At 53.7% G+C, this 20,459-nt stretch carries 19 protein-coding genes; 17 read left to right on the forward strand and 2 right to left on the reverse strand.

Annotated features, from left to right (window positions below; translation table 11 throughout):
• Positions 1-331 precede the first annotated feature (331 nt).
• Together trxA and ARC85_RS15975 are read left to right on the forward strand one after the other, a co-directional pair.
• Positions 332-655 (forward strand): thioredoxin, encoded by a 324-nt coding sequence (gene trxA, locus ARC85_RS15970; protein WP_286715417.1) that lies wholly within the window; start codon positions 332-334, stop codon positions 653-655.
• A gap of 56 nt (positions 656-711) precedes the next feature.
• Positions 712-1,665 carry a LysR family transcriptional regulator gene (locus ARC85_RS15975; RefSeq protein ID WP_286715419.1) on the forward strand — a complete coding sequence of 318 codons (954 nt, stop codon included), beginning with the start codon at positions 712-714 and terminating at the stop codon, positions 1,663-1,665.
• Positions 1,666-1,790: 125 nt separating this feature from the next.
• On the opposite strand, the gene ARC85_RS15980 is transcribed toward ARC85_RS15975, so the two are convergent.
• Positions 1,791-2,414 carry a glutathione S-transferase gene (locus ARC85_RS15980; RefSeq protein WP_286715421.1) on the reverse strand — a complete coding sequence of 208 codons (624 nt, stop codon included), beginning with the start codon at positions 2,412-2,414 and terminating at the stop codon, positions 1,791-1,793.
• Between the two features lie 231 nt (positions 2,415-2,645).
• Between ARC85_RS15980 and ARC85_RS15985 the strand changes: the two genes are divergently transcribed.
• A complete protein-coding gene (locus tag ARC85_RS15985) occupies positions 2,646-3,242 on the forward strand; it encodes a TetR/AcrR family transcriptional regulator (protein ID WP_110651750.1) in 597 nt (198 codons plus the stop codon).
• Positions 3,243-3,296: 54 nt separating this feature from the next.
• The gene (locus ARC85_RS15990; protein ID WP_232902955.1) at positions 3,297-4,310 is read left to right on the forward strand and encodes a zinc-dependent alcohol dehydrogenase family protein; all 1,014 of its coding nucleotides are present in this window, start codon (positions 3,297-3,299) and stop codon (positions 4,308-4,310) included.
• A 118-nt stretch (positions 4,311-4,428) separates the two neighbouring features.
• Here ARC85_RS15990 and ARC85_RS15995 read toward each other — a convergent pair whose 3' ends face one another.
• Entirely contained in the window at positions 4,429-5,325 is an 897-nt protein-coding gene (locus ARC85_RS15995; protein WP_232902956.1) for a LysR family transcriptional regulator, read from the reverse strand.
• Positions 5,326-5,481: 156 nt separating this feature from the next.
• Here ARC85_RS15995 and ARC85_RS16000 point away from each other — a divergent pair, with 156 nt between their 5' ends.
• From ARC85_RS16000 to ARC85_RS16060, 13 genes are all read left to right on the forward strand, one after another.
• Complete coding sequence (locus ARC85_RS16000; protein WP_286715423.1) at positions 5,482-6,984, forward strand: aldehyde dehydrogenase family protein; 1,503 nt, start codon at positions 5,482-5,484, stop codon at positions 6,982-6,984.
• Between the two features lie 58 nt (positions 6,985-7,042).
• Positions 7,043-8,209 carry an alkene reductase gene (locus ARC85_RS16005; protein WP_286715425.1) on the forward strand — a complete coding sequence of 389 codons (1,167 nt, stop codon included), beginning with the start codon at positions 7,043-7,045 and terminating at the stop codon, positions 8,207-8,209.
• Between the two features lie 260 nt (positions 8,210-8,469).
• Positions 8,470-9,150: a protein kinase family protein gene (locus ARC85_RS16010; protein WP_286715427.1), complete on the forward strand. Its 681-nt coding sequence runs from the start codon at positions 8,470-8,472 to the stop codon at positions 9,148-9,150.
• A gap of 193 nt (positions 9,151-9,343) precedes the next feature.
• Positions 9,344-9,814 carry a (2Fe-2S)-binding protein gene (locus ARC85_RS16015; RefSeq protein WP_286715429.1) on the forward strand — a complete coding sequence of 157 codons (471 nt, stop codon included), beginning with the start codon at positions 9,344-9,346 and terminating at the stop codon, positions 9,812-9,814.
• Positions 9,811-12,009: a xanthine dehydrogenase family protein molybdopterin-binding subunit gene (locus ARC85_RS16020; protein WP_286715431.1), complete on the forward strand. Its 2,199-nt coding sequence runs from the start codon at positions 9,811-9,813 to the stop codon at positions 12,007-12,009. The genes ARC85_RS16015 and ARC85_RS16020 overlap by 4 nt, the downstream gene beginning before the upstream one ends.
• Before the next feature lie 46 nt (positions 12,010-12,055).
• Positions 12,056-13,246 carry a cytochrome c gene (locus tag ARC85_RS16025; protein ID WP_286715480.1) on the forward strand — a complete coding sequence of 397 codons (1,191 nt, stop codon included), beginning with the start codon at positions 12,056-12,058 and terminating at the stop codon, positions 13,244-13,246.
• Between the two features lie 32 nt (positions 13,247-13,278).
• Positions 13,279-14,388: an XdhC family protein gene (locus ARC85_RS16030; RefSeq protein WP_199007188.1), complete on the forward strand. Its 1,110-nt coding sequence runs from the start codon at positions 13,279-13,281 to the stop codon at positions 14,386-14,388.
• A 119-nt stretch (positions 14,389-14,507) separates the two neighbouring features.
• Entirely contained in the window at positions 14,508-14,927 is a 420-nt protein-coding gene (locus ARC85_RS16035; RefSeq protein WP_206856375.1) for an organic hydroperoxide resistance protein, read from the forward strand.
• Positions 14,927-16,084, forward strand: a complete 1,158-nt coding sequence (locus ARC85_RS16040; RefSeq protein ID WP_222180566.1) for an iron-containing alcohol dehydrogenase — start codon at positions 14,927-14,929, stop codon at positions 16,082-16,084. Before ARC85_RS16035 ends, ARC85_RS16040 begins: the two co-directional genes overlap by 1 nt.
• An 11-nt stretch (positions 16,085-16,095) precedes the next feature.
• Entirely contained in the window at positions 16,096-17,133 is a 1,038-nt protein-coding gene (curA, locus tag ARC85_RS16045) for an NADPH-dependent curcumin/dihydrocurcumin reductase (RefSeq protein WP_222180565.1), read from the forward strand.
• 30 nt (positions 17,134-17,163) lie between these two features.
• Positions 17,164-17,847: a type 1 glutamine amidotransferase domain-containing protein gene (locus tag ARC85_RS16050; protein ID WP_232902725.1), complete on the forward strand. Its 684-nt coding sequence runs from the start codon at positions 17,164-17,166 to the stop codon at positions 17,845-17,847.
• 149 nt (positions 17,848-17,996) lie between these two features.
• Positions 17,997-19,160, forward strand: coding sequence for an MFS transporter (locus ARC85_RS16055; protein ID WP_232902726.1), 1,164 nt, complete (start codon positions 17,997-17,999; stop codon positions 19,158-19,160).
• A 121-nt stretch (positions 19,161-19,281) separates the two neighbouring features.
• A complete protein-coding gene (locus ARC85_RS16060; RefSeq protein WP_286715433.1) occupies positions 19,282-20,457 on the forward strand; it encodes an efflux RND transporter periplasmic adaptor subunit in 1,176 nt (391 codons plus the stop codon).
• Positions 20,458-20,459 lie beyond the last annotated feature (2 nt).

Raw genomic sequence — 20,459 nt, forward strand, 5'->3', positions numbered from 1 at the left:
GGAATATCGTTTATCGACAACTTCGGCGGTTACAGAAACTACCCCGGTTATTGAAGTCTTTTTTCGGTCATCCGGACCTGGCGTATATCGCCGGGTGATGTTCGCTTACTTTGTTTCTGATTAGTACGTACTGCGGGTGCAGAGCTCCGAGATTAAGAGCGGTACCGGGAACCGCACGCTCGCTTGGGGCGGCCTGGTCTTTAGTAAACGCCTGTAAGCGTCAAGGCAGTCATCATCCTGGGTAATAGGATCTATATGGCCCTGCAATTAGTTTTTATTGTTCCAAGCTCACATTCTTACGATCAGACGCTTCCGACAAGGAGATTATCTAATGAATCAAATTATTGATGTAACAGACGTGAACTTTGAGCAATCCGTGGTCCAGAGTGATCGGCCAGTCTTGGTGGATTTTTGGGCCCCGTGGTGCGGCCCCTGCAAAACAGTTACGCCGATGCTGAAGGAAATTGCTGATGAGCTGGGCGATCAGTTAACCATCGTCAAAGTGAACGTGGACGAGAGTCCGGAGATTGCTGCCAAGATGCGTATTCGGAGCATCCCGACTCTTGCTCTTTTTAATGAGGGCGGTGTGATTGCACAGAAAACAGGTGCCGGAAGTTTGGGTGAATTGAGAGCCTTTGTTAAAGGTAACTTATAAGTGCATAGCACAAGCCTCCTGCTTGGGAGGCTTTTTTGCATCTCGGGAAAAGTCTGATGAAAACCCAAGAACTTCAACTGTTGTACGTGTTCGATGCCATCATGACAGAGCGTTCAGTGACTCGCGCGGCCGATCGTCTCGCGATGACACAGCCGGCAGTGTCCAATGCAATTTCCAGAATGCGTCAGATTTGGAATGATCCGTTATTTGTACGCAAGGGCAGGAACATCGAGCCAACCTCCTATGCCTTGAGTCTCTGGGATCAGGTTAGTGATCCTATGTTTGCTCTCACCAACGCGGTCAGTGCGATACAGTTTGATCCAGGAACATCGAAACGCAGGTTTCGAATTGCAGTAACCGATATGTTCGTGGAGTTGGTCTGGCCTCAGTTGATTGAACTACTTGAGCGTGAGGCGCCGGGAGTGGACGTCCATGCCGTTCCGTACACGCCGGAGGGAACGCACCATGATCTCAGGGAGGCTCATGTTGATCTCGCTGTAGGTGTTCTCACTCAGCACGACCATAGTCTACGGAGTACTTGGTTATTCGAAGGTGGGTATTTGCTCGCTATGCGTGCAGACCACCCGCTTGCCGGAAGACCAATTACCATGGATGAGTTTCTGAGTGCCCGTCACCTGCTTGTAACAATGTCAGGGGATGCGCACGGGTTCGTCGATAGTTATCTGGATCAGAAGGGACATAGCAGGCGTATAGCATCGACGGTAAACCATTTTTCGATTGTACCGAAGATATTGCGAGCGTCAGACTTGATTGCGGCAGTACCCGAGTTGATCAGTCAGGATTGCGGTTTTGTGAACGGGTTGTGGATGGGTGAGCTTCCTTTCAGCGTGGATCCCACCAGCCTGTATCTAATCTGGCATGCTCGGCACGATCGTGATCCCGGTATAGTCTGGTTGCGAACACACGTTGAAAGGCTTCTTCAAGAGCGCTGGCATGACATCATGACCAAGTCCCCATGCAGTCGCCTCACCTCCAAAGCGATTGCATAGTCAAAGCATTCTATCGATCAGAGCCATGTTTGCCGGAAGACTGTTTGATTGATCAGGGCGGTCCTTAAGACCGCCCTTTCTCAACTGGTAACGGGAATAACGTTTGTGCTCGAGGCATCAGAACATTACGCCAACTTGTACACGCCGCCCTTGGCAATAGCCGATTGATAAGCAGGTCTGGAGTGAAGTCGTTCAAGCCAGGCTTGCAGATTGGGGCGCTGGCTCAGTAATTGAAACGACTTGGCAACTTCACCAATAAAGCTCATCTGAATGTCGGCGGCACTAAACGTATCGTTCACCAGATAGCTTTGTCCTTTCAGTGAGTTTTCGATAAAGCCCAGATGGTTGTCCAACTCGCTATTGATCCGCGGGTGTAGGGGGGCGCCATTGTTGCCAAGAGGATCAACGTAAATTTTCAGGAGCAACGGAAGCATTGCTGATCCTTCGGCATAGTGCAGCCATTGCACGTATTGATCATATTCCTTGGTGGTGCGGGGCGGCTGCAGATCAGCCCCGTCATAGTGCCGGAGGAGGTAGTCAATAATCGCACCAGATTCATGGATGATGGTTTGCCGGTCTTCAATGACGGGAGATTTGCCCAATGCGTGGATCTGGAATAATTCCTGTGGTGCCAAGTGGGTATCAGGGTCTCTTTTGTAGCGTTTAATATCGTATTCGAGGCCCAGCTCTTCGAGCAGCCAGAGAATCCTCTGCGAGCGTGAGTCATTTAGATGATGAACAATAATCATAATTTCCTTCCGTTTATGGTGTATCCAGATTGCTTCACTAGTTACGGAGGCTGGGCGTGAAATGTCTTAATGTTTTGCACTATAGACGACTGGTCTAATTCTGGCAAATGCTGAGTTCAGAGGCGACCATTCAGGGTCGCGGTAAAGAGGCTGGATAGAGTAACTGGCTCTTGGTGAAGTGTGACCTATTGACAACTAGACAATTGGTCTAGTGCGGCCTAAAATCGCCCCATGGAATCAAAAACAGTTTCTCACGATGTGCGAAAGCACGTTCTTAAAACGGCAGAAGTCATCATCAGTGGTAAGGGCTTCAGTGCTGTCGGATTAAATGAAATTTTGAAAGCCTCTGGTGTTCCCAAAGGGTCTTTCTATCACTACTTTGGGTCTAAAGAGGCTTTTGGTGAGGAGCTACTGAAAAGCTATTTTTCTGAATACCAGAGTTCCCTGGATTCGTTGTTGTCCCGCCCCGGCATGTCGGGGGCTGAGCGTCTTCTGAGTTATTGGGAATCCTGGTTAGAAACGCAATCCACGTGTGACCCGAAAGGCAAGTGTTTAACGGTTAAGCTTGCAGCCGAAGTTTGCGATTTATCGGAAGCCATGCGCAACGTATTAGCCAGAGAGACTGGCCGGGTTATTGCCAGACTGGCGCAAACCGTCGAGGAAGGAATCTCGGATGGGTCTCTGCCAGCCACACTTAACCCCAGAGGAACGGCTACTACTCTTTATCAGCTTTGGTTAGGCGCCAGTCTGCGTGGCAAGATCACCCGTGACCGGGAGCCGATGGAGTCCGCTTTGGAAGCGACCAAGGTGTTACTGGGCCAAACCTGACTTTTTTTGAACTGAAACTATACGACCGGTCTACTTATTTTTGGAGAAAATGCTATGAAAACAGTCACTCTTCGTGCTCCAGGTGGGCTTGATTCGCTGGAGGTAAGAGACACTCCAGACCCGGGGCAGCCGGGACCGGGGCAGATACGGGTTGCAATACGTGCCACCTCTCTGAATTACCATGACCTGTTGGTGGCGAATGGTAGTATCCCGACGGAAGACGGTCGGGTTTTAATGTCAGACGGGGCCGGCGTTGTTGAGGCTGTCGGTGAAGGCGTCACAGAGTTCCAGATAGGTGATCATGTTGTTTCCGGTTTTTTCCCTCAGTGGCAGGACGGGCAAGCCTACGACAGAGTTGGAAATTTTGCAGAAACCCCGGGCGATGGCGTCGATGGCTTTGCTGCAGAGTACGCGGTTCGCGCAGCTACTGATTTTACTCACGCTCCTAATGGGTGGAGTCATGCGGAAGCGGCGACTATCACTACTGCGGGATTAACAGCGTGGCGCGCTTTGGTTGTAGAGGGCAACTTGAAGGCTGGGCAAAGCGTTTTGGTGCTGGGAACCGGCGGGGTCTCAATCGCAGCTCTGCAAATTGCCAAAGCAATGGGGGCCAGGGTCATTGTGACCTCTTCATCAGATGCAAAGCTCGCAAGGGCTAGAAAGCTCGGAGCGGATCAAACCATTAACTATCGACGTTGTCCGGATTGGGGGCATGAGGTTCTCTCATTAACTGAGGGTCGAGGCGTTGACCATGTTGTTGAAGTAGGAGGGCCTGGTACTCTCAGTCAGTCTTTTCAGGCGGTTTGTGTAGGCGGCCACATAGCCCTTATAGGTGTTCTAACCGGTCGTGAGGGCCAGGTTCCTACGGGGCTGCTCATGGCGAAGCAGGCCCGGCTTCAGGGTTTGATTGTCGGTAATCGGCGGCAACAACAGGACTATATTGCGGCTCTTCAGCAAAATGATCTGCGCCCGGTGATAGATCAAAGCTTTCGTCTGGACCAATTAGCGGAGGCATTTGCCGTTCAACAAAGTGGCGGTCATTTTGGCAAGATCGTTGTTGAGTGGTGAGAGCTGTCGTGACGGCTAATCGGGTGATGTTGCGTCCGAGGCTCGGTTAGCATTAGGCAATGTGAAGCGTTGTCTCTTTGCCGTCCAGCACACTGGTGTTGAGGCGGCTTTTTTTGGTCTAGATATTCGGAAACTCTTGCTGAAGAAGGGTCAGTATCCAACTGTGCAGCGGATCCTGACTGGAACGAGAATGCCAGGCTGCGATCACATCGAAACACGGAGGCGATTGGTCGAGCTCGATCTCTTTCACCAGTGGGTTTGGCAAAATGCGTGATGGTAGGAATGCGATGCAGTCGGTTGATGCCACGCAAACCGGTGCGGCAGAGAAGCTTGGGACAGACATAACGACATTGCGTTTATAGCCATTACTGGCAAACCACTCATCGGCTGAGCCGATCAGGTTGGCTCGTGTCGGAGAGACAATGAGTTGGGGCAGTCCGGCAACGTCACCTATCGTAAGTCGCCGGGCGAGCAAGGGAGAATCTTTTCGGGTTACGCAGACATGGTGTTCTGAAAAAAGCCATTGTGTCTGACAGCTTTCAGGAACAAATGCCGGAAAAGTCAGCGCGAGGTCCACGTCTCCCGATGCCAGTAACGCATAGAGTCGATCACTTTCAAAATCTCGCACGATTAACTTCAATCCCGGTGCCAGCTTTCGTAACTTCATCATCAGTCTTGGCAATACAACCGCTACAGCGTAATCCGTCGCTGAGATCACGTAGGTCGCTTCCACAGTGGTCGGATTGAAGTCGTCAGGCGCCATCAAACGATCAATACTCTCGAAAACAGCGTTAACTCGTGGTTCTAGCTGTTCAGCAAGTGGCGTGGGTATGACCCCTTGTCCGGATCGTATGAACAGTCGATCCTGAAAGGCATCTCTGAGTTTGCTGAGCTGAGCGCTGACGGCTTGTTGGGTCATGCCCATCTGACTCGCGGCTCGTGTGACACTCCTCTCTTTTAACAGAATTTTGAACACTCGCAGCTGCTTCAGGTCGACTCGGCTAATATCACTCATAGTTGTATCTCTAACCAACAAATACTGTTTCTATTTGTTATTTTATCCGCATAGCATGCTCTTGTCATGACTCGCCACCCAGCGGCCTGGAATCTAGACATCGGTCTGTTGTGGGTGACGCGTTGATCCTATGCAGCGATAAGGTGAGAGCATTTCATGAGTCATAGTACTGATAGCGAACTAGTTCAACGGTCAATAAAGGCCGACTATAAGATGTTCATTGGCGGGCGATGGGTGACAAGTCTGTCCGGACGTTCTTCTCCTTCGATTAACCCGGCTACAGGCGCCGTGTTGACCAACATACCGATGGCCAACAAAGAAGATGTTGATGCTGCAGTGAAATCAGCGCGTAAAGCGCTGGCTGTTTGGGGTCAAACATCTCCCCAGGAGCGTCAACAGGCGTTGCTTGCAATTGCGAGCAGACTCGAAGCGCGAGCAGAAGAGTTTGCAATCCTTGAGACGCTTGACAATGGCAAGCCGGTCCGAGAAACCAGACAGATTGACGTCCCCCTGGCGATTGATCATTTTCGGTATTTTGCCGGTGTGATTCGTTCTCACAGCGATGAAGCTGTGCAGCTCGATAACAACACATTGAGCCTGGTGTTAAATGAACCTGTTGGTGTGGTTGGCCAAATCATTCCCTGGAACTTTCCGCTATTGATGGCAGCCTGGAAATTAGCGCCCGCGCTTGCAGCTGGCAATACTGTTGTCATCAAGCCATCCGAGATGACGTCTATAACCCTTCTTACATTGGGTGAAATTCTCAATGATGTACTGCCACCAGGAGTCGTAAATATTGTTACCGGTCAGGGTGCAGAAGCGGGACAAGCTCTTCTTGATCACCCAGACGTGGATAAACTTGCTTTTACGGGATCGACGGCGGTTGGGTACCGCGTGGCGAAGGCCGCGGCAGAAAAGCTGATCCCGGCCACTCTTGAGTTGGGCGGTAAATCAGCCAACATCGTGTTTCCCGATGCCAACCTGGAGAAAGCCCTGGAAGGAGCTGCTCTCTCTATTCTTCTCAATCAGGGAGAGGTCTGTGAGGCAGGGGCCCGTTTATTCGTTCATCACTCCATCTTTGAAAAATTCATTGGAGCGCTAAAAGAGCGTTTTGAACAAATCAGAGTAGGAGATCCTTTGGATCCTCAAACCCAAATGGGAAGCCAGGTCAGTGAACAGCAGATGGCGAGGATTCTGGGGTATGTCGACCTGGCGTCGCAGGAAGGCCTCAATGTTCTTACCGGTGGAAAGCGCTTGACCGGTGGGGCGCTGGGCCGCGGAAGTTTTATCGCGCCGACCATCATTACGGATGTATCAAACGATATGTCAGTGGCTCAGGAAGAGATTTTCGGCCCAGTGTTGGTGGTTATGCCATTTGAGGATGAAGCTGATGTTATCGCGTTGGCGAATGAATCCGATTATGGCTTGGCCGGGGCCGTCTGGACTCAGGACATCAATCGGGCCCTGCGAGTAGCTCGTGCAATTAAAACTGGACGGATGTGGGTCAACACTTATCACGAATTGCCCGCGCACGCACCCTTTGGTGGATATAAAAAATCTGGTATTGGCCGCGAAACTCACAAGATGATGCTCGATAGCTACACCGAGAAGAAAAACATAATCATCAGTTTGAATGAGTCCACGTACGGCCTGTTCTAGGGGCTTTTAGAGAGACCCTAAAGCAACATTAGAAACATACCTGAGAGGAATTAAAGTGATGAATGTAAGTTCTCTTTTTGAGTCGGTGAAATTGGGCCGTTTAAATCTGAAAAATCGTATTGTTTTGCCCCCTTTGACGCGATCAAGAAGTACGCAGCCCGGAAACATTCCAAATGATCTCATGGCCACCTACTACGCTCAGCGAGCCACAGCCGGTTTTATGGTAACCGAAGGCGTGCAGATTGAGCCGCGAGGTCAAGGCTATGCCTGGACTCCAGGTATCTTTACCGCAGAACAGATCGAGGGCTGGAAAAAAGTGACCCGCGCTGTTCATAGTCAGGGTGGCACGATTTTTTGTCAATTGTGGCACGTAGGACGGGTTTCCCATCGTTCGCTGCAGCCTGATGGGCAGGCTCCTGTTGCCCCATCCGCGATTCGCGCCGAAGGCGTAAAAGTTTTTGTTGAAACAGGGCCTGGGACGGGCGCGTTGGCAGATCCTGACGAGCCTCGTGAGTTAACCACGGCGGAGGTGCAGGAATTAGTTGCTATGTATGCGCGTGCAGCTCGTAACGCTGTTGAGGCCGGTTTTGATGGGGTAGAAATTCATAGTGCTAATGGCTATCTGGTCAATCAGTTTATCTCGGAGCATTCGAATCACCGGACCGACCAGTACGGCGGAAGCCTGAAAAACAGACTCCGGTTTCTTGAGGAAATCGTGTTTGCTATTTCTGCAGAGGTAGGCGCGGAGCGCCTTGGGGTGCGTTTTGCTCCATTGTTCGAGAGTACCGAGGAGGAACGAGTATATCTGGGGCTAGTTGAATCAGACCCGCATGAAACTTATCTGGAGGCTGCAAAGCTTCTGGAGAAGCGGGGGGTGGCCTATATCTCTATTGCCGAAGCGGATTGGGACAACGCACCAGAGCTTCCGGAAAGTTTCTGCGTGGCTCTGCGAAACGCGTTCAGCGGTGTTTTGATTTTTGCTGGCCGTTACACGCCTGAAAAAGCAATTCGCATGCTTGAGGCAGGTTATGGTGATCTGTTCGCTTTTGGTAAACCGTTCATAGCGAATCCTGATCTACCTGATCGAATTCGGAAGGGCTTGCCCTGGAACGATGTAGATCCGACAACGATGTACGGTGGAACTGATAAAGGATATACCGACTATCCGACTGTTGAGTCCCATCCCGATTCCCTCTCCAGAGAGAGGGTTACTGAACAGCTTTAAACAATGTCCCATGCAAATCCTCTTCCGAATCGGAAGGGGATTTGGTTGTTTTAAGTCTCGATGTACGAAGAGGGCGAAATCATACTTTCAGCAAAATTCATCATTTCAGGTGATGGTAGGCATATAGCGCAGTAATTATTCATATGAAAATCATTCCTTGATAATCAATCAACAATAGTAGATCGGCACGTTCAATAGTTTGAATTTTAGCCTCTCATCTGCTGCATCGTTGGAGTTCACGTCCGTTAAGGAAATGACCGATGAGTATTCATAGTACTGACCTTCTAGAGTGCATTGATTTGCGTAACCAAGCTGGTGAGGAAGAGGGGAGGTTTCCGAGGCGCGGGTATAAGCCCGTCACTGCAGTGATTCACAGCCAGAATGGTGATAAGCGAGTGATGAAGAAATACCCTAACGGAGTGTTTCCTTTATCATTGTATTTTCGTATGTTGGCGAATCATGAATACCGAATGCTCATCAGGGCGGATGGAACCGCGTTCACCCCCAGTTTGGCAAGCCGTTGTTCTGACGATCCGTGGACGATCACATATCGATATATCGATGGCATCGGTTTGAAAGATGCCTTCAGACAATCAGCGATTCCTGAAGATTTCTTCGTGAAGCTATACGCATCTGTGCAGCAGTTGCACCGGTACGGCATTGTCCATCTGGACCTGGGTAATTCTGGTAACGTATTGTGCTCGACTTCCGGGGATCCCAAAATAATCGATTTTGGATCTGCTCTTCCTCTGTATCTGCTCCCTCGTTCTATCGGAAGCTGGGCACGCAAGAGAGACTTGCTGGGCGTATTAAAGCTCTGGTATCGGTTTGATCGGAGGAGCATGCCAGAGGCTACGCTCAGATTTTTTCGGACAAACTATAAAAAAAAATATCTTCACCCCAAAACGCTTTCTAAAAGCGTTGAAGCGCTGTTTGGCTAATCCCTCGCAAGCACGGCAAGGGTCGTCGCCCGTAGCCGCCATTATCGGGTTGTTCATTTCTCTGCTTTTGTTGACGTTCATCATTTAACGTGATGTTAGGACCTTATCTTGAGCTGTTTCTTGACGGCACTATACGACCGGTCTAATCTATCGGTTTGATATCTTTTAGATTTAATGGCGACAAGAGGGCACCATGCAGACGGTGAAAGTAAACAATCAGACCCATGTTGTGGATGTGCCCGGTGACATGCCATTGCTCTGGGTGTTGCGGGACATTCTCAAACTGACGGGGACCAAGTTCGGCTGCGGCATTGCCCAGTGCGGCGCCTGTACGGTCCACATGGATGGCCAGCCCATCCGTTCCTGTGTCATGCCGGTGGGCGATGTCTCGGGCCGCGAGATCACCACCATTGAGGCCATCGGCGAGCAACCGTTGGCGCAAAAGGTCCAGCGCGCCTGGCTCGACCATGAGGTTGCCCAGTGCGGGTATTGCCAGTCTGGCCAGATCATGTCTGCGGTGGCGTTGCTGGCCAATAATACTGGCATCGACGATCACGCGATTGACCAGGCGATGGCCGGCAACATCTGCCGTTGTGCCACGTACACCCGGATTCGCAGTGCCATTCAGGACGTTAGCGAGAGTGTAGGAGTCTGGCAACCATGAGGGATAACCATCTGACACAGGAAAGCGCATCCCGCCGGCAGTTTCTGAAAGGCAGCACGGCGGCCATGGGCGGGCTTATGGTCGGCGCCTGGCTGCCACCGTTTGCGCCCAAGAGCGCCGCCGCAGCGGCCGTCGCCACCCAAAAGGGCGCCCTGGGTGACCGCTTTGCCGAAGGCTTTGGTGCCTTTGTCCGGGTTGGTCATGATGGCCGGGTTGCGGTGATCTCACCCAAAATCGAGATGGGGCAGGGCATTCACACGGGCATTGCCATGATGGTCGCCGAGGAGCTGGAAGTCGGGCTTGACCAGATTGACCTGCAGGAGGCACCACCCGATGCCGACCTCTATACCGACACGTTGCTGCAGTTTCAGGCTACGGGGGGCTCAACCTCGACCCGCTATACCTGGGAACCTTTGCGGCGGGCCGGGGCGACTGCACGAATGTTGCTGGTTCAGGCCGCCGCCTCGGTCTGGAAGGTTGAGGCAGGGCAGTGCCAGGCCCGGGACGGTCAGGTACTCGGGCCGGATGGTCAGGCACTCGGTTATGGCAAGCTGGTGGACCTCGCCGCGACCTATCCCCTGCCCGAGACCGTGGAGCTCAAGCAGCCGGAGGCATTCCGGCTGATCGGAACACCGGCGCAGCGTCTGGATACGCCGGCCAAAGTGAATGGTGAGGCAAAATTCACCATTGATCTGGACGTTCCGGGCATGCTGATTACTTCGGCCCGGGCCTGCCCGGTCTACGGCGGCACCGTGCGCCAGGTTTCTGATCGCGCAGCGCGGGCCATTCCCGGGGTGAAGGACATTGTGGTTCTGGAGAATGCAGTAGCCGTTACGGCCACCAATACCTGGGCGTGTTTTGAGGGCCTCAAGGCTCTTGACATTGAGTGGGACTACGGCGCCAACCGTGAACTCGATTCCGGCCGGGTTGGTGAGAAACTGCACGAGGCCAGCCGCCGTGATGGGGTGGTGGCGGCCGAGAACGGCAACATTGACCAGTCACTGGATACGGCAGCGACGCAGTTCGAGGCCGTTTATGAACAGCCGTTTCTGTCCCATTCCCCGCTTGAGCCGATGACCTGTGTGGCCCATGTACAGGCGGACGGTTGCGATCTCTGGGTGGGTACCCAGGTGCCCGGCCTGGCACAGCAAACCGCCGCGTCGGTCACCGGGCTCAGCCCGGAGCAGATCCGGATCCATAACCAGTGGATTGGTGGTGCGTTCGGGCGCCGGCTGGATTTCGATTTCATCACCCAGGCCGTCCAGATTGCCAGCAAGGTGGATTATCCGGTCAAGCTGACCTGGAGCCGGGAAGAAGACATGACCCACGATATGTACCGGCCCCGGTACGTTGACCGCATGACCGCAGCCATCGGGGACGACGGCTATCCGGCGGGATGGCGTCACCGCATTGCCGGAGGCTCGATTATTGCGCGCTACCTCGGTGGTTTGCCAGACAATGGTGTGGATTTCGATGCCGTTGAAATCGCGGTGGACCCGGTGTATCACCTGGATGATCTCAAGGTCCACTATATTCGGGAGGAGCCGGAGGTGGTGCCCATCTCCTGGTGGCGAGGAGTGGGAGTGTTGCGGGGCATTTATGCCGTCGAATGCTTCATCGATGAACTGGCGCATAACGCCGGCATCGATCCGCTGGCTTACCGTAAAACACTGCTCCAGCATCGCCCCAGGGTAGTGGCGGCACTGGAGCGGCTGGCGGAACGGAGCAACTGGGGTGAGCCGTTGCCCGAGGGCCGGGGGCGCGGCCTGGCGGTCGGTGAAGTGTTTGGCAGTGTGGTGGCGACCGTGGTGGAGCTGTCGGCGGTGGGTGACAAGGGCATTCGCATAGACCGCCTGGTCACGGTGGTGGATTGTGGCCTGGTGACCAACCCCACCTCTGTGAAAGCGCAAATGGAGGGCGGAACGCTGTTCGGATTATCGGCGGCGCTGTTCAATGAAATCGAGATCGAGCAGGGGCAGGTCCAGCAGGAAAACTTCCACGAGTATCGCCAGTTGCGTATGGGCGAAGCTCCCTCGGTGGAAGTGGATATTGTGCCCAGCGCGGAGGCACCGGGAGGCGTGGGTGAAGCAGGTACTGCGCTGATTGGTCCGGCGCTGGTCAACGCCGTTCATGCCGCATTCGGTGATCGTGTGCGCCAGTTACCGCTGACTCGTTCAGGCTATTACATTGTTTAAGGGAGGCGCTGTGAGAACGCTGGTTTATGGTTTGCTCGCGTATCTGATGACCGGAGCCGGGATGTCCCTGGCAAGTGAAGATGCGGCGATGCTTGAAAAAGGCAAATACTTGGCCAAGGCGGCCGACTGCGTGGCTTGCCACACCGCGCCCGGCAAGGAACCCTATGCCGGCGGGTTGGCCTTCGAACTGCCGTTTGGCACGCTGTATTCGCCCAACATCACGCCAGACCGGGAAACCGGTATCGGCGGCTGGAGCGATGAGCAGTTTGTCAAAGCCCTGCAAGAGGGTATTGGCCCGGAGGGCGATCATTACTACCCCGCCTTTCCCTATACGTCGTACACCAAAATGCCGCGCGAGGATATTCTGGCCATCAAGGCCTATCTGTTCAGTCTGGACCCGGTAGAGCAGTCTGCCCCGGAGAACGATATCGCGTTCCCCTTCAATCAGCGCTGGGGGCTGTATTTCTGGAATCTGCTCTTTCTGGACGAAGGCCGCTTTGAGCCCGACCCGGATCGCAGTGAGGACTGGAACCGGGGTGCCTATCTGGTCACAGGCCCCGGACACTGCGGGGAGTGCCATACACCGAGAAATCTGTTTCAGGCCATGGATAGCAGCGAGCGCCTGGCCGGGGCCGACCTGGGAGGCTGGCGTGCGTACAACATCAGCGGTAGCGATTCCCATGGCATTGGCACCTGGACAGAAGAGCAGCTGGTGAACTATTTCAGGCAGGGCTATGCCGAGGGCCTGGGCGTTGCCGGCGGCCCCATGGCAGAGGTCGTCGAGCTGAGCCTGCGGCACCTGAACGACCGGGATCTGCGGGCGATAGCGACCTATCTGAAACAGACCGAGCCACAGGCCACCGGCTTGCCCCGGCCGACGCCCCTGGCAGACACATTGGCGGCACCGGAGCAGCCCGGGCTGGGCAGCAAGGTGTTTGCCGAGGCCTGTGCCAGCTGTCATCAGTGGAACGGAGAGGGTAACCAGTCGCCGGCTGCGACCCTGGCGGGCCTGAAAACGGTTCACGATCCGAAGGCGCGGAATCTGATGGGTATACTGATGGAAGGCAATCCGGCGTCCTCGCTGCCGGTGAACCACCGGATGCCGGATTTCGGAACCATTTACAACGATTATGAGCTGTCGGCCCTGGCCACCTTCGTTCTGCAACACTTCGGTGGCCTGGACGCGGAGGTGACACCGGAGCAGATCCGGGAACGTCAGGCTTCGGCCTTGCATTAAACCTACACGGGTATTCCAGGATGTCGGGATTGGTGTCGCTGTTAGAGGCGATCGAGAATCAGGAGCGCGCCGGCGAGGAGTTCGTTCTGGCGACGGTGGTGAAGGTCGAAGGCTCGGCCTACCGGCGGCCGGGCGCGCGTATGCTGATTTCCTCGATGGGACAGTCGGAAGGCACGGTCAGTGGTGGCTGTCTGGAGCAGGATGTCATCCGTAAGGCCTTCTGGCTGACCTCAGATGGGCCGACCGTGCGCAGTTACAGCACGGACGAGGAGGGCGAGGCCAGTGATAGCTCCTATCATTTCGCACTAGGGTGTGATGGCAAGGTGCATTTGCTGTTTGAGCGGGTTACTCCCGACATCCAGTCCGATTTGGTGGATATCCTTAAACGTGTGAGAGCCGATATGCAGCAGGCGGTGGTTGCCACCGTCATCGGGGCGCCCGATGATTCCGGGGTTACCATTGGTGAGCGCCTGATACTTGCGCACTCGGGTGAACTGAAGGGCGGCCTGAGGGATGACGTTATCCGGCCGTCTGTTCTTGCCGATATGAAGTCGGTGATAGCGAACGGTCGATCTCGGGTACAAAAATATCGTGGTCCAAACCGCAGCATTGAAGTGTTTATCGAGCTGGTGTCACCACCACAAAAGCTCGTGGTTTTCGGTGCCGGGCATGACGCTCAACCGCTGGTCAAGTTTGCAAAAATGCTGGGCTGGCACGTCACTGTCATTGATGGTCGCGCCACGTTTGCCGTCCCGTCACGGTTTCCTTTGGCTGACGAGGTTCGGGTAATTGAGAGTCATGATTCGCTGTTATCGACAGAAGAGCTCCTTGATAACGCGGCCGTCGTTATCATGACGCATAGTCTTGAGCAGGACAAAAACTGGCTATCGCTGGCCTTGAGAAGCCGCGCCAGTTATGTCGGGCAGTTGGGGCCACGATACCGGACTGAACGCTTGCTGTCCGGGATGGATGAGTCGAATGGGTCGGAAGTGACACGAGAAAAATTGCATTATCCCGTGGGGTTGGATTTGGGGGGAGACACCCCTGAAAGTGTCGCTATGGCGATAGTATCGGAAATCAGTGCCGTTCTGCGTGGGCGCAGTGGCGGCATGCTCATGCACCGAAGTGGCGCAATTCACTAGCCGCTTGAGGGCGCAATCGAGTTGAGAGGCCGTTGAAGACGGTTCCGCCGAATGGCGGTTTGGAGAACATTTTTTTGCCGGGCGAATATACGACCGGTCTAATAAGCAGGAGGTCAATAATGAAGGTTTTTTACAAAACGGCTGCCACGGCATCTGGCGGGCGGTCAGGAACGTCCACACTGAATGACGGAAGCTTTTCCGTGCAAATGGTACCGCCTGGTAGCAACGTTACCGGTGTTAATCCTGAACAGTTGTTTGCTCTTGGCTATGCCGCCTGTTTTGACAACGCCATGCAGCTCATGGCGAAGCAACTGAAGGTGGACGCACAAGGGGCCAAAACCTCGATCGAAGTGGGCATAGGCCAACTAACCGAGGGCGGTTACGGCCTTGATGTCGATATTACAGCTCATTTGCCCGGGATGGCCAGTTCGGACGCCGAGCGATTAATCGAAGCGACGCATGAGCTCTGCCCATACTCTAACGCGATTCGCGGCAACGTGGATGTTCGCCTACACATAGAAACGGAGACAACCCAATAATGAAGAACTTTAACTTCAGAAACCCGACTCGAATATTATTCGGTAAAGGCACCATCGCAGATATTAAAGACCACGTTCCCGCTGATGCGAGAGTTCTTGTTCTATACGGTGGTGGCAGTGCGGAACGGACCGGTGTGCTGGCTCAGGTACGTGATGCACTCTCTGCCCATACGTTTTATGAGTTTGGCGGCATTGAGCCGAACCCACGCTACGCTACAGCGCTGAAAGCAGTTGAAACGATCCGGGAAAAGGATGTGACATTCGTGCTTGCCGTCGGCGGAGGATCCGTCATCGACGCAGCCAAGTTTATTGCAGCGGCTGCAGACTATGACGGTGATCCCTGGGAAATCCTCACGACACGTGGTTCAGTTATCACGAGAGCGATCCCATTCGGCACTGTGCTAACGCTGCCTGCAACCGGATCTGAGATGAACTCAGGCGCAGTGATTACGAATGCTGAAAAAGGCGCTAAGCTTCCATTTAGCAGCCCTCATTGTTATCCCACATTTTCGGTACTCGATCCCGAGGTTACCTACACCCTACCTCCCCGCCAGGTCGCGAATGGCGTGGTAGACGCGTTTGTCCACACAGTTGAGCAGTATCTGACATACCCTGTTTCTGCTTTCGTCCAGGATGGTTTCGCTGAAACTCTGCTGCGTACCTTAATCGAGCTTGGACCCAAGGCACTCGAGACACCGGATGATTACGATACCCGCGCCAACCTGATGTGGACAGCAACGATGGCTTTGAATGGATTGATTGGAGCCGGGGTACCGCAAGACTGGGCCACTCATATGATTGGTCACGAAATTACCGCGCTGAATGATACCGATCACGCTCGCACGCTGGCGATTGTTCTGCCTTCACTTCTGAATGATCAACGTGTCCCGAAACGAGAAAAACTTCTTCAGTATGCCCGTAATGTTTGGGGGATTGTTGATGGCGGTGAGGAGGACCGCATTGATGCTGCCATTGAAGCGACACGGGAATTCTTTCAGCGGATGGGGATAAAAACACAGCTGCGGGATTATGGCATCGCCGAACCCGAAATTGATCAGATTGTCACCGGCCTACAGGAGCATGGCATGACTGCACTCGGGGAATACGGTGTGATTGCTCCTGAAGATGCCCGTCGGATACTCGAAGCAGCACTGTAGGGAGAGCAATCATGACAAACATTGAAACGGTGAACCGAAAGTTCGTGCTTGCGAAACGTCCGAAAGGCGAGCCGACGAAAGACACACTTAAACTTGTCAGAGAGCAGATTCCCTCGGTTGGGAATAATCAGATGCTCTTGCGCACGGAATTCCTGTCTCTGGACCCCTACATGCGGGGCAGGATGAGCGATGCACCCTCCTACGCGGCCCCGGTGGAACTGGGCGAAGTCATGGTCGGCGGAACAGTCGCAAGGGTTGTGTCGTCTCATATCGAGGGCTTCTCGGCGGGAGACTGGGTGTTAAGTGGCAATGGTTGGCAGGACTATTCGCTGTCAGACGGGGAAGGGGTGATTAACCTGGGTTCCTCACCGGCACATCCGTCCTGGGCGTTGGGGGTGCTAGGCATGCCCGGGTTCACTGCCTGGGCCGGATTAACACAGATCGGTCGGCCGCAGTCCGGAGAAACCATAGCGGTGGCTGCAGCAACCGGCCCGGTAGGTGCCACTGTTGGTCAGATCGGTAAGCTCCTTGGGTGCCGCGTAGTTGGTATTGCCGGTACCCCGGAAAAGTGTGCTTATGCGGTCGAAGAGTTGGGGTTTGACGCGTGCCTTGATCACACTTCACCTGACTTCGCAGACCAGCTAACCAACGCGTGTCCGGACGGTGTTGATGTCTATTTCGAGAATGTAGGCGGCAGGGTCCTCGATGCTGTGGTTCCGCTTCTGAATACCAACGCGAGGGTACCGGTATGTGGACTTGTATCGCAGTACAACGCCACCGAACTACCGCAGGGCCCAGACAGGATGAACTGGCTGATGTCGGTGATTCTGCGCAAAAGGCTCAAGGTGCAGGGATTCATTATCTTCGAGGATTTCGGCCATCTCTACCAGGACTTCGCTGAAGTAATGGGTGACTGGGTCGAAGCCGGAAACATCAAGTATCGAGAAGAAATCATTGATGACCTGGAAAATGCCCCCGAGGCATTCATAGGCCTTCTCAGGGGCGAAAATTTTGGTAAACGGGTTATCCGCGTAGGTCGTCGCGCATAACACAGAATCTGTGATTAATTGAGGCAAGCGATGAAGATATTAATGGTACTGACTTCACATGATGAGCTGGGGGATACCGGCGAGAAAACTGGCTTCTGGCTGGAAGAACTGGCTGCGCCCTATTACGCCTTCAAGGATGCGGGAGCGGATATCGTATTGGCGTCGCCCAATGGAGGACAGCCGCCGTTAGACCCGAAAAGCAATGAGCCTGATTTTCAGACGGATGCTACGCATCGTTTTGAAGCTGATACCGAAGCAGTCGCAGCCCTGGCTTCAACGGTCAAACTCGCAGACGTGGTGGTTTCCGATTTCGACGCCGTATTCTACCCGGGCGGCCATGGCCCGCTGTGGGATTTGGTTGAGAACTCCGAGTCCATCGCGCTCATCGAAAGCGCAATTCGCGCGGATAAACCCGTGGCTGCAGTTTGTCACGCCCCGGGAGTACTCCAACACGTTAAAGACAACAATGGATTCCCCCTCGTTAGGAATAAGCGGGTGACCGGGTTCACCAATACAGAAGAGGAGGCGGTCGGCCTCACTAACGTAGTTCCATTCCTCGTGGAGGACATGCTGAAAGAACATGGAGGCAGCTACAGTTGTGGTGATGACTGGCTGTCATATGTGGTTACTGATGGTCTTTTGGTCACCGGGCAAAATCCAGCTTCTTCGGAGGCTGCTGCCCAAGCGTTGTTAACGCTTATAGCATCCAACTAATCTGGATTCAGGGCGTTATTACCCTCGAAAGCTGAACCAAACCAGCGAAGTCGGCCGGGATATGATTCAGGCTGGCCCTTTTCCCTCACCGGGCCCACTTGCCTTTTGGCATCCAAGAGACAAGTGGGCACTCGATAATGTAATCCCTCATGAAAAAGCTACTCATCCTGTCTTTTGGAATGTTCGCTATTGGCACCGGTAGTTTCATTATGGCGGGCCTGCTACCCGAGGTTGCAGAGAGCCTTAATGTCAATGTCGGAACAGCTGCAGGCATGATTGCCGCCTTTGCTGCTGCATATGCATTGATGACTCCTATTTCCGCCACGCTACTTGTGAATTTCTCTTACAAACCAATTCTGATCTTTGGTATGGCTGTCCTGGCTGTAGGGCATATCCTATCTGCAGCATCTTCGGATCTTGAACTGATAATCGCTGGCCGAGCCTTGGCGGGCTTTGGTTGCGCCTTGTATATGCCAATTGCCGGAGCTGCAGCGACCGCAATAGTTGCGCAGGAATACTGGGCGCGTTCATTATCCTTGATAACAGCCGGGCTGAGTGCCTCGACCGCTATTGGGGCGCCATTGGGAATTGCCCTCTCAACGAGTTTTGGTGACTGGCGGCTTGGTATGTGGTTCGTTGCCATCCTGGCCAGTTTGGCAGCTATCGGACTGGTATTTTTACTTGACCCTGCCCTTAAGCCAGCCACAAGAAAGAGACCCTTGGATCTTCTAAAACCGATCAAGAGACTCTCCATTTTGGGAGTCCTGGGAACAACCTTGTTCCTGATGACAGGGTCATACATCGTGCATAGCTACGCCAGTGTTCTTCTTGAGCCCGCCACCGCTGGTAATGGCCAGACTTTGGCTTTATTGATGGCTTGCTGGGGTGTTGCAGCGACTATAGGAACCTTCTCCGCTGGTAGATTAACTGATAAATGGGGCGGCAGGACGGTCATCTTTGCAGGGCTTGGATTGCTGGGCCTGGACTTCTTGATTTGGCCATTGCTTTCATCTTCGCCCGTTATGGCGGTGGTGCCAATTGTCGTATGGGGCGCCTTGGCCTGGGGCTGTCTGGTGCCTTTGCAACACCAACTAGTTAAAACCGCGCCCTCCAGTGCGTCGATTGTTCTTGGCCTGAACACATCCGCCATCTATCTGGGAGTTTCGTTCTCCACATTTATTGGGAAGCATGTATACCAAACACTCGGAACCGACTCTCTGAATGTAGTCGCAGCGGGCTTTATAGTTCTTGCCTTCGGGATATACAGCTTTAGCCATCACATCAGTTTGAATGATAAAGCCAATATAACGTGATGATTATTTTTGGCGCTTTGAAGTAAAGATAATTCCTGCCACGCGTCACTCCGGCATTGATTTAACAATCTACTCGGTGCCGGCTTCAGAGTTCCTAATGAAAACGAAAAAGGTTGAGTCAATGAGATATCGATTTCTCGTCGCACTGAGTGCGGCCGTTTTTATTCTTGCGGGTTGCGATAACGTAGCTCAAAACAATGTCTCCGACTCTCAGCCACCCGCGGTTGAGGTCGTCGCCGCAGCCCGCGTTGGTGTTCAACCACAGAAAACCTACACCACGCGCATTGAGGCGCCAGAGAACGTGGTACTTCGTCCCCGGTTGTCCGGTGTGATCGATAGAGTTCATTTTCAGGAGGGGCAAAGGGTAAATAAGGGCGACGTTCTCTTCCAACTGGATGATCGCCACCTGAAAGCTCGAGTGGAGCAGCTTAATTCCGAGCTGGCTCGTGCCCGGGCCGCGCTTCATCAAGCCAAAGCCGAAGCCGAGCGTGCTGGTCGATTGCTGCGCAGCAATGCCATTTCCGAAGAACAGGCGGAACTTCGCGAGTCGGTTCGTCGTCAGGCAGAGGCGGAAGTTTCATCTCTTAACGCCCAGCTCAAGGAAGCAGAGCTTCAGTTGGGCTACGCCACCATTCGGTCTCCGATCGAAGGTGACATTTCCAGAGCGAATATCACGGCCGGAAACACCGTCATTGCGAACCAGAGTCGTCTGACGACGATTGCATCGAATCAGGATCGCTACACTTATTTTGATATGGACGAGAGCACTTGGTATCGCTTCTTCCAAACACGTGATCAGGCACTTGGATCTCCGGTACGCATCCAGTTAATTGGGGAAAGCAATTTTTCACACGTGGGCGAGATTGACTTTGTCGACAACAGCATTGATTCCGACACAGGAACGCTCCGTTTGCGCGCGGTATTGTCAGATTCAGGCGGCACTCTGGTTCCGGGTGCATTTGCACGTGTGAAAATCGCTGTGGCCGGTACAGAACAGAAAATTCTTGTCCCGGATAGAGCCATTGCTACCGACCTGGACAGCCGGTTTGTGCTCACGGTAAACGATCATGGCGAAACTCGTTACACCCCCGTGGAAATTGGCCAGCGCTACGGCACTTTCCGTGTGGTAGAGCAGGGCATCGCCGAGGGCGATCTGCTGGTAGCAAATGGTGCTGCCAAGGTGGGGCCAGATATGAAGATTGCTCCAACTTTGCTCTCAGAAGCGCCTTCTGACATTGCTTTTACCCTTGAAGATCACGCATCGACAGTCCAGCAGACCGCTGGCGTCGAGTTCTGAGG

Source organism: Marinobacter sp. tcs-11 (genome assembly GCF_002049515.1).
Classification (GTDB): Bacteria; Pseudomonadota; Gammaproteobacteria; order Pseudomonadales; family Oleiphilaceae; genus Marinobacter; species Marinobacter nauticus.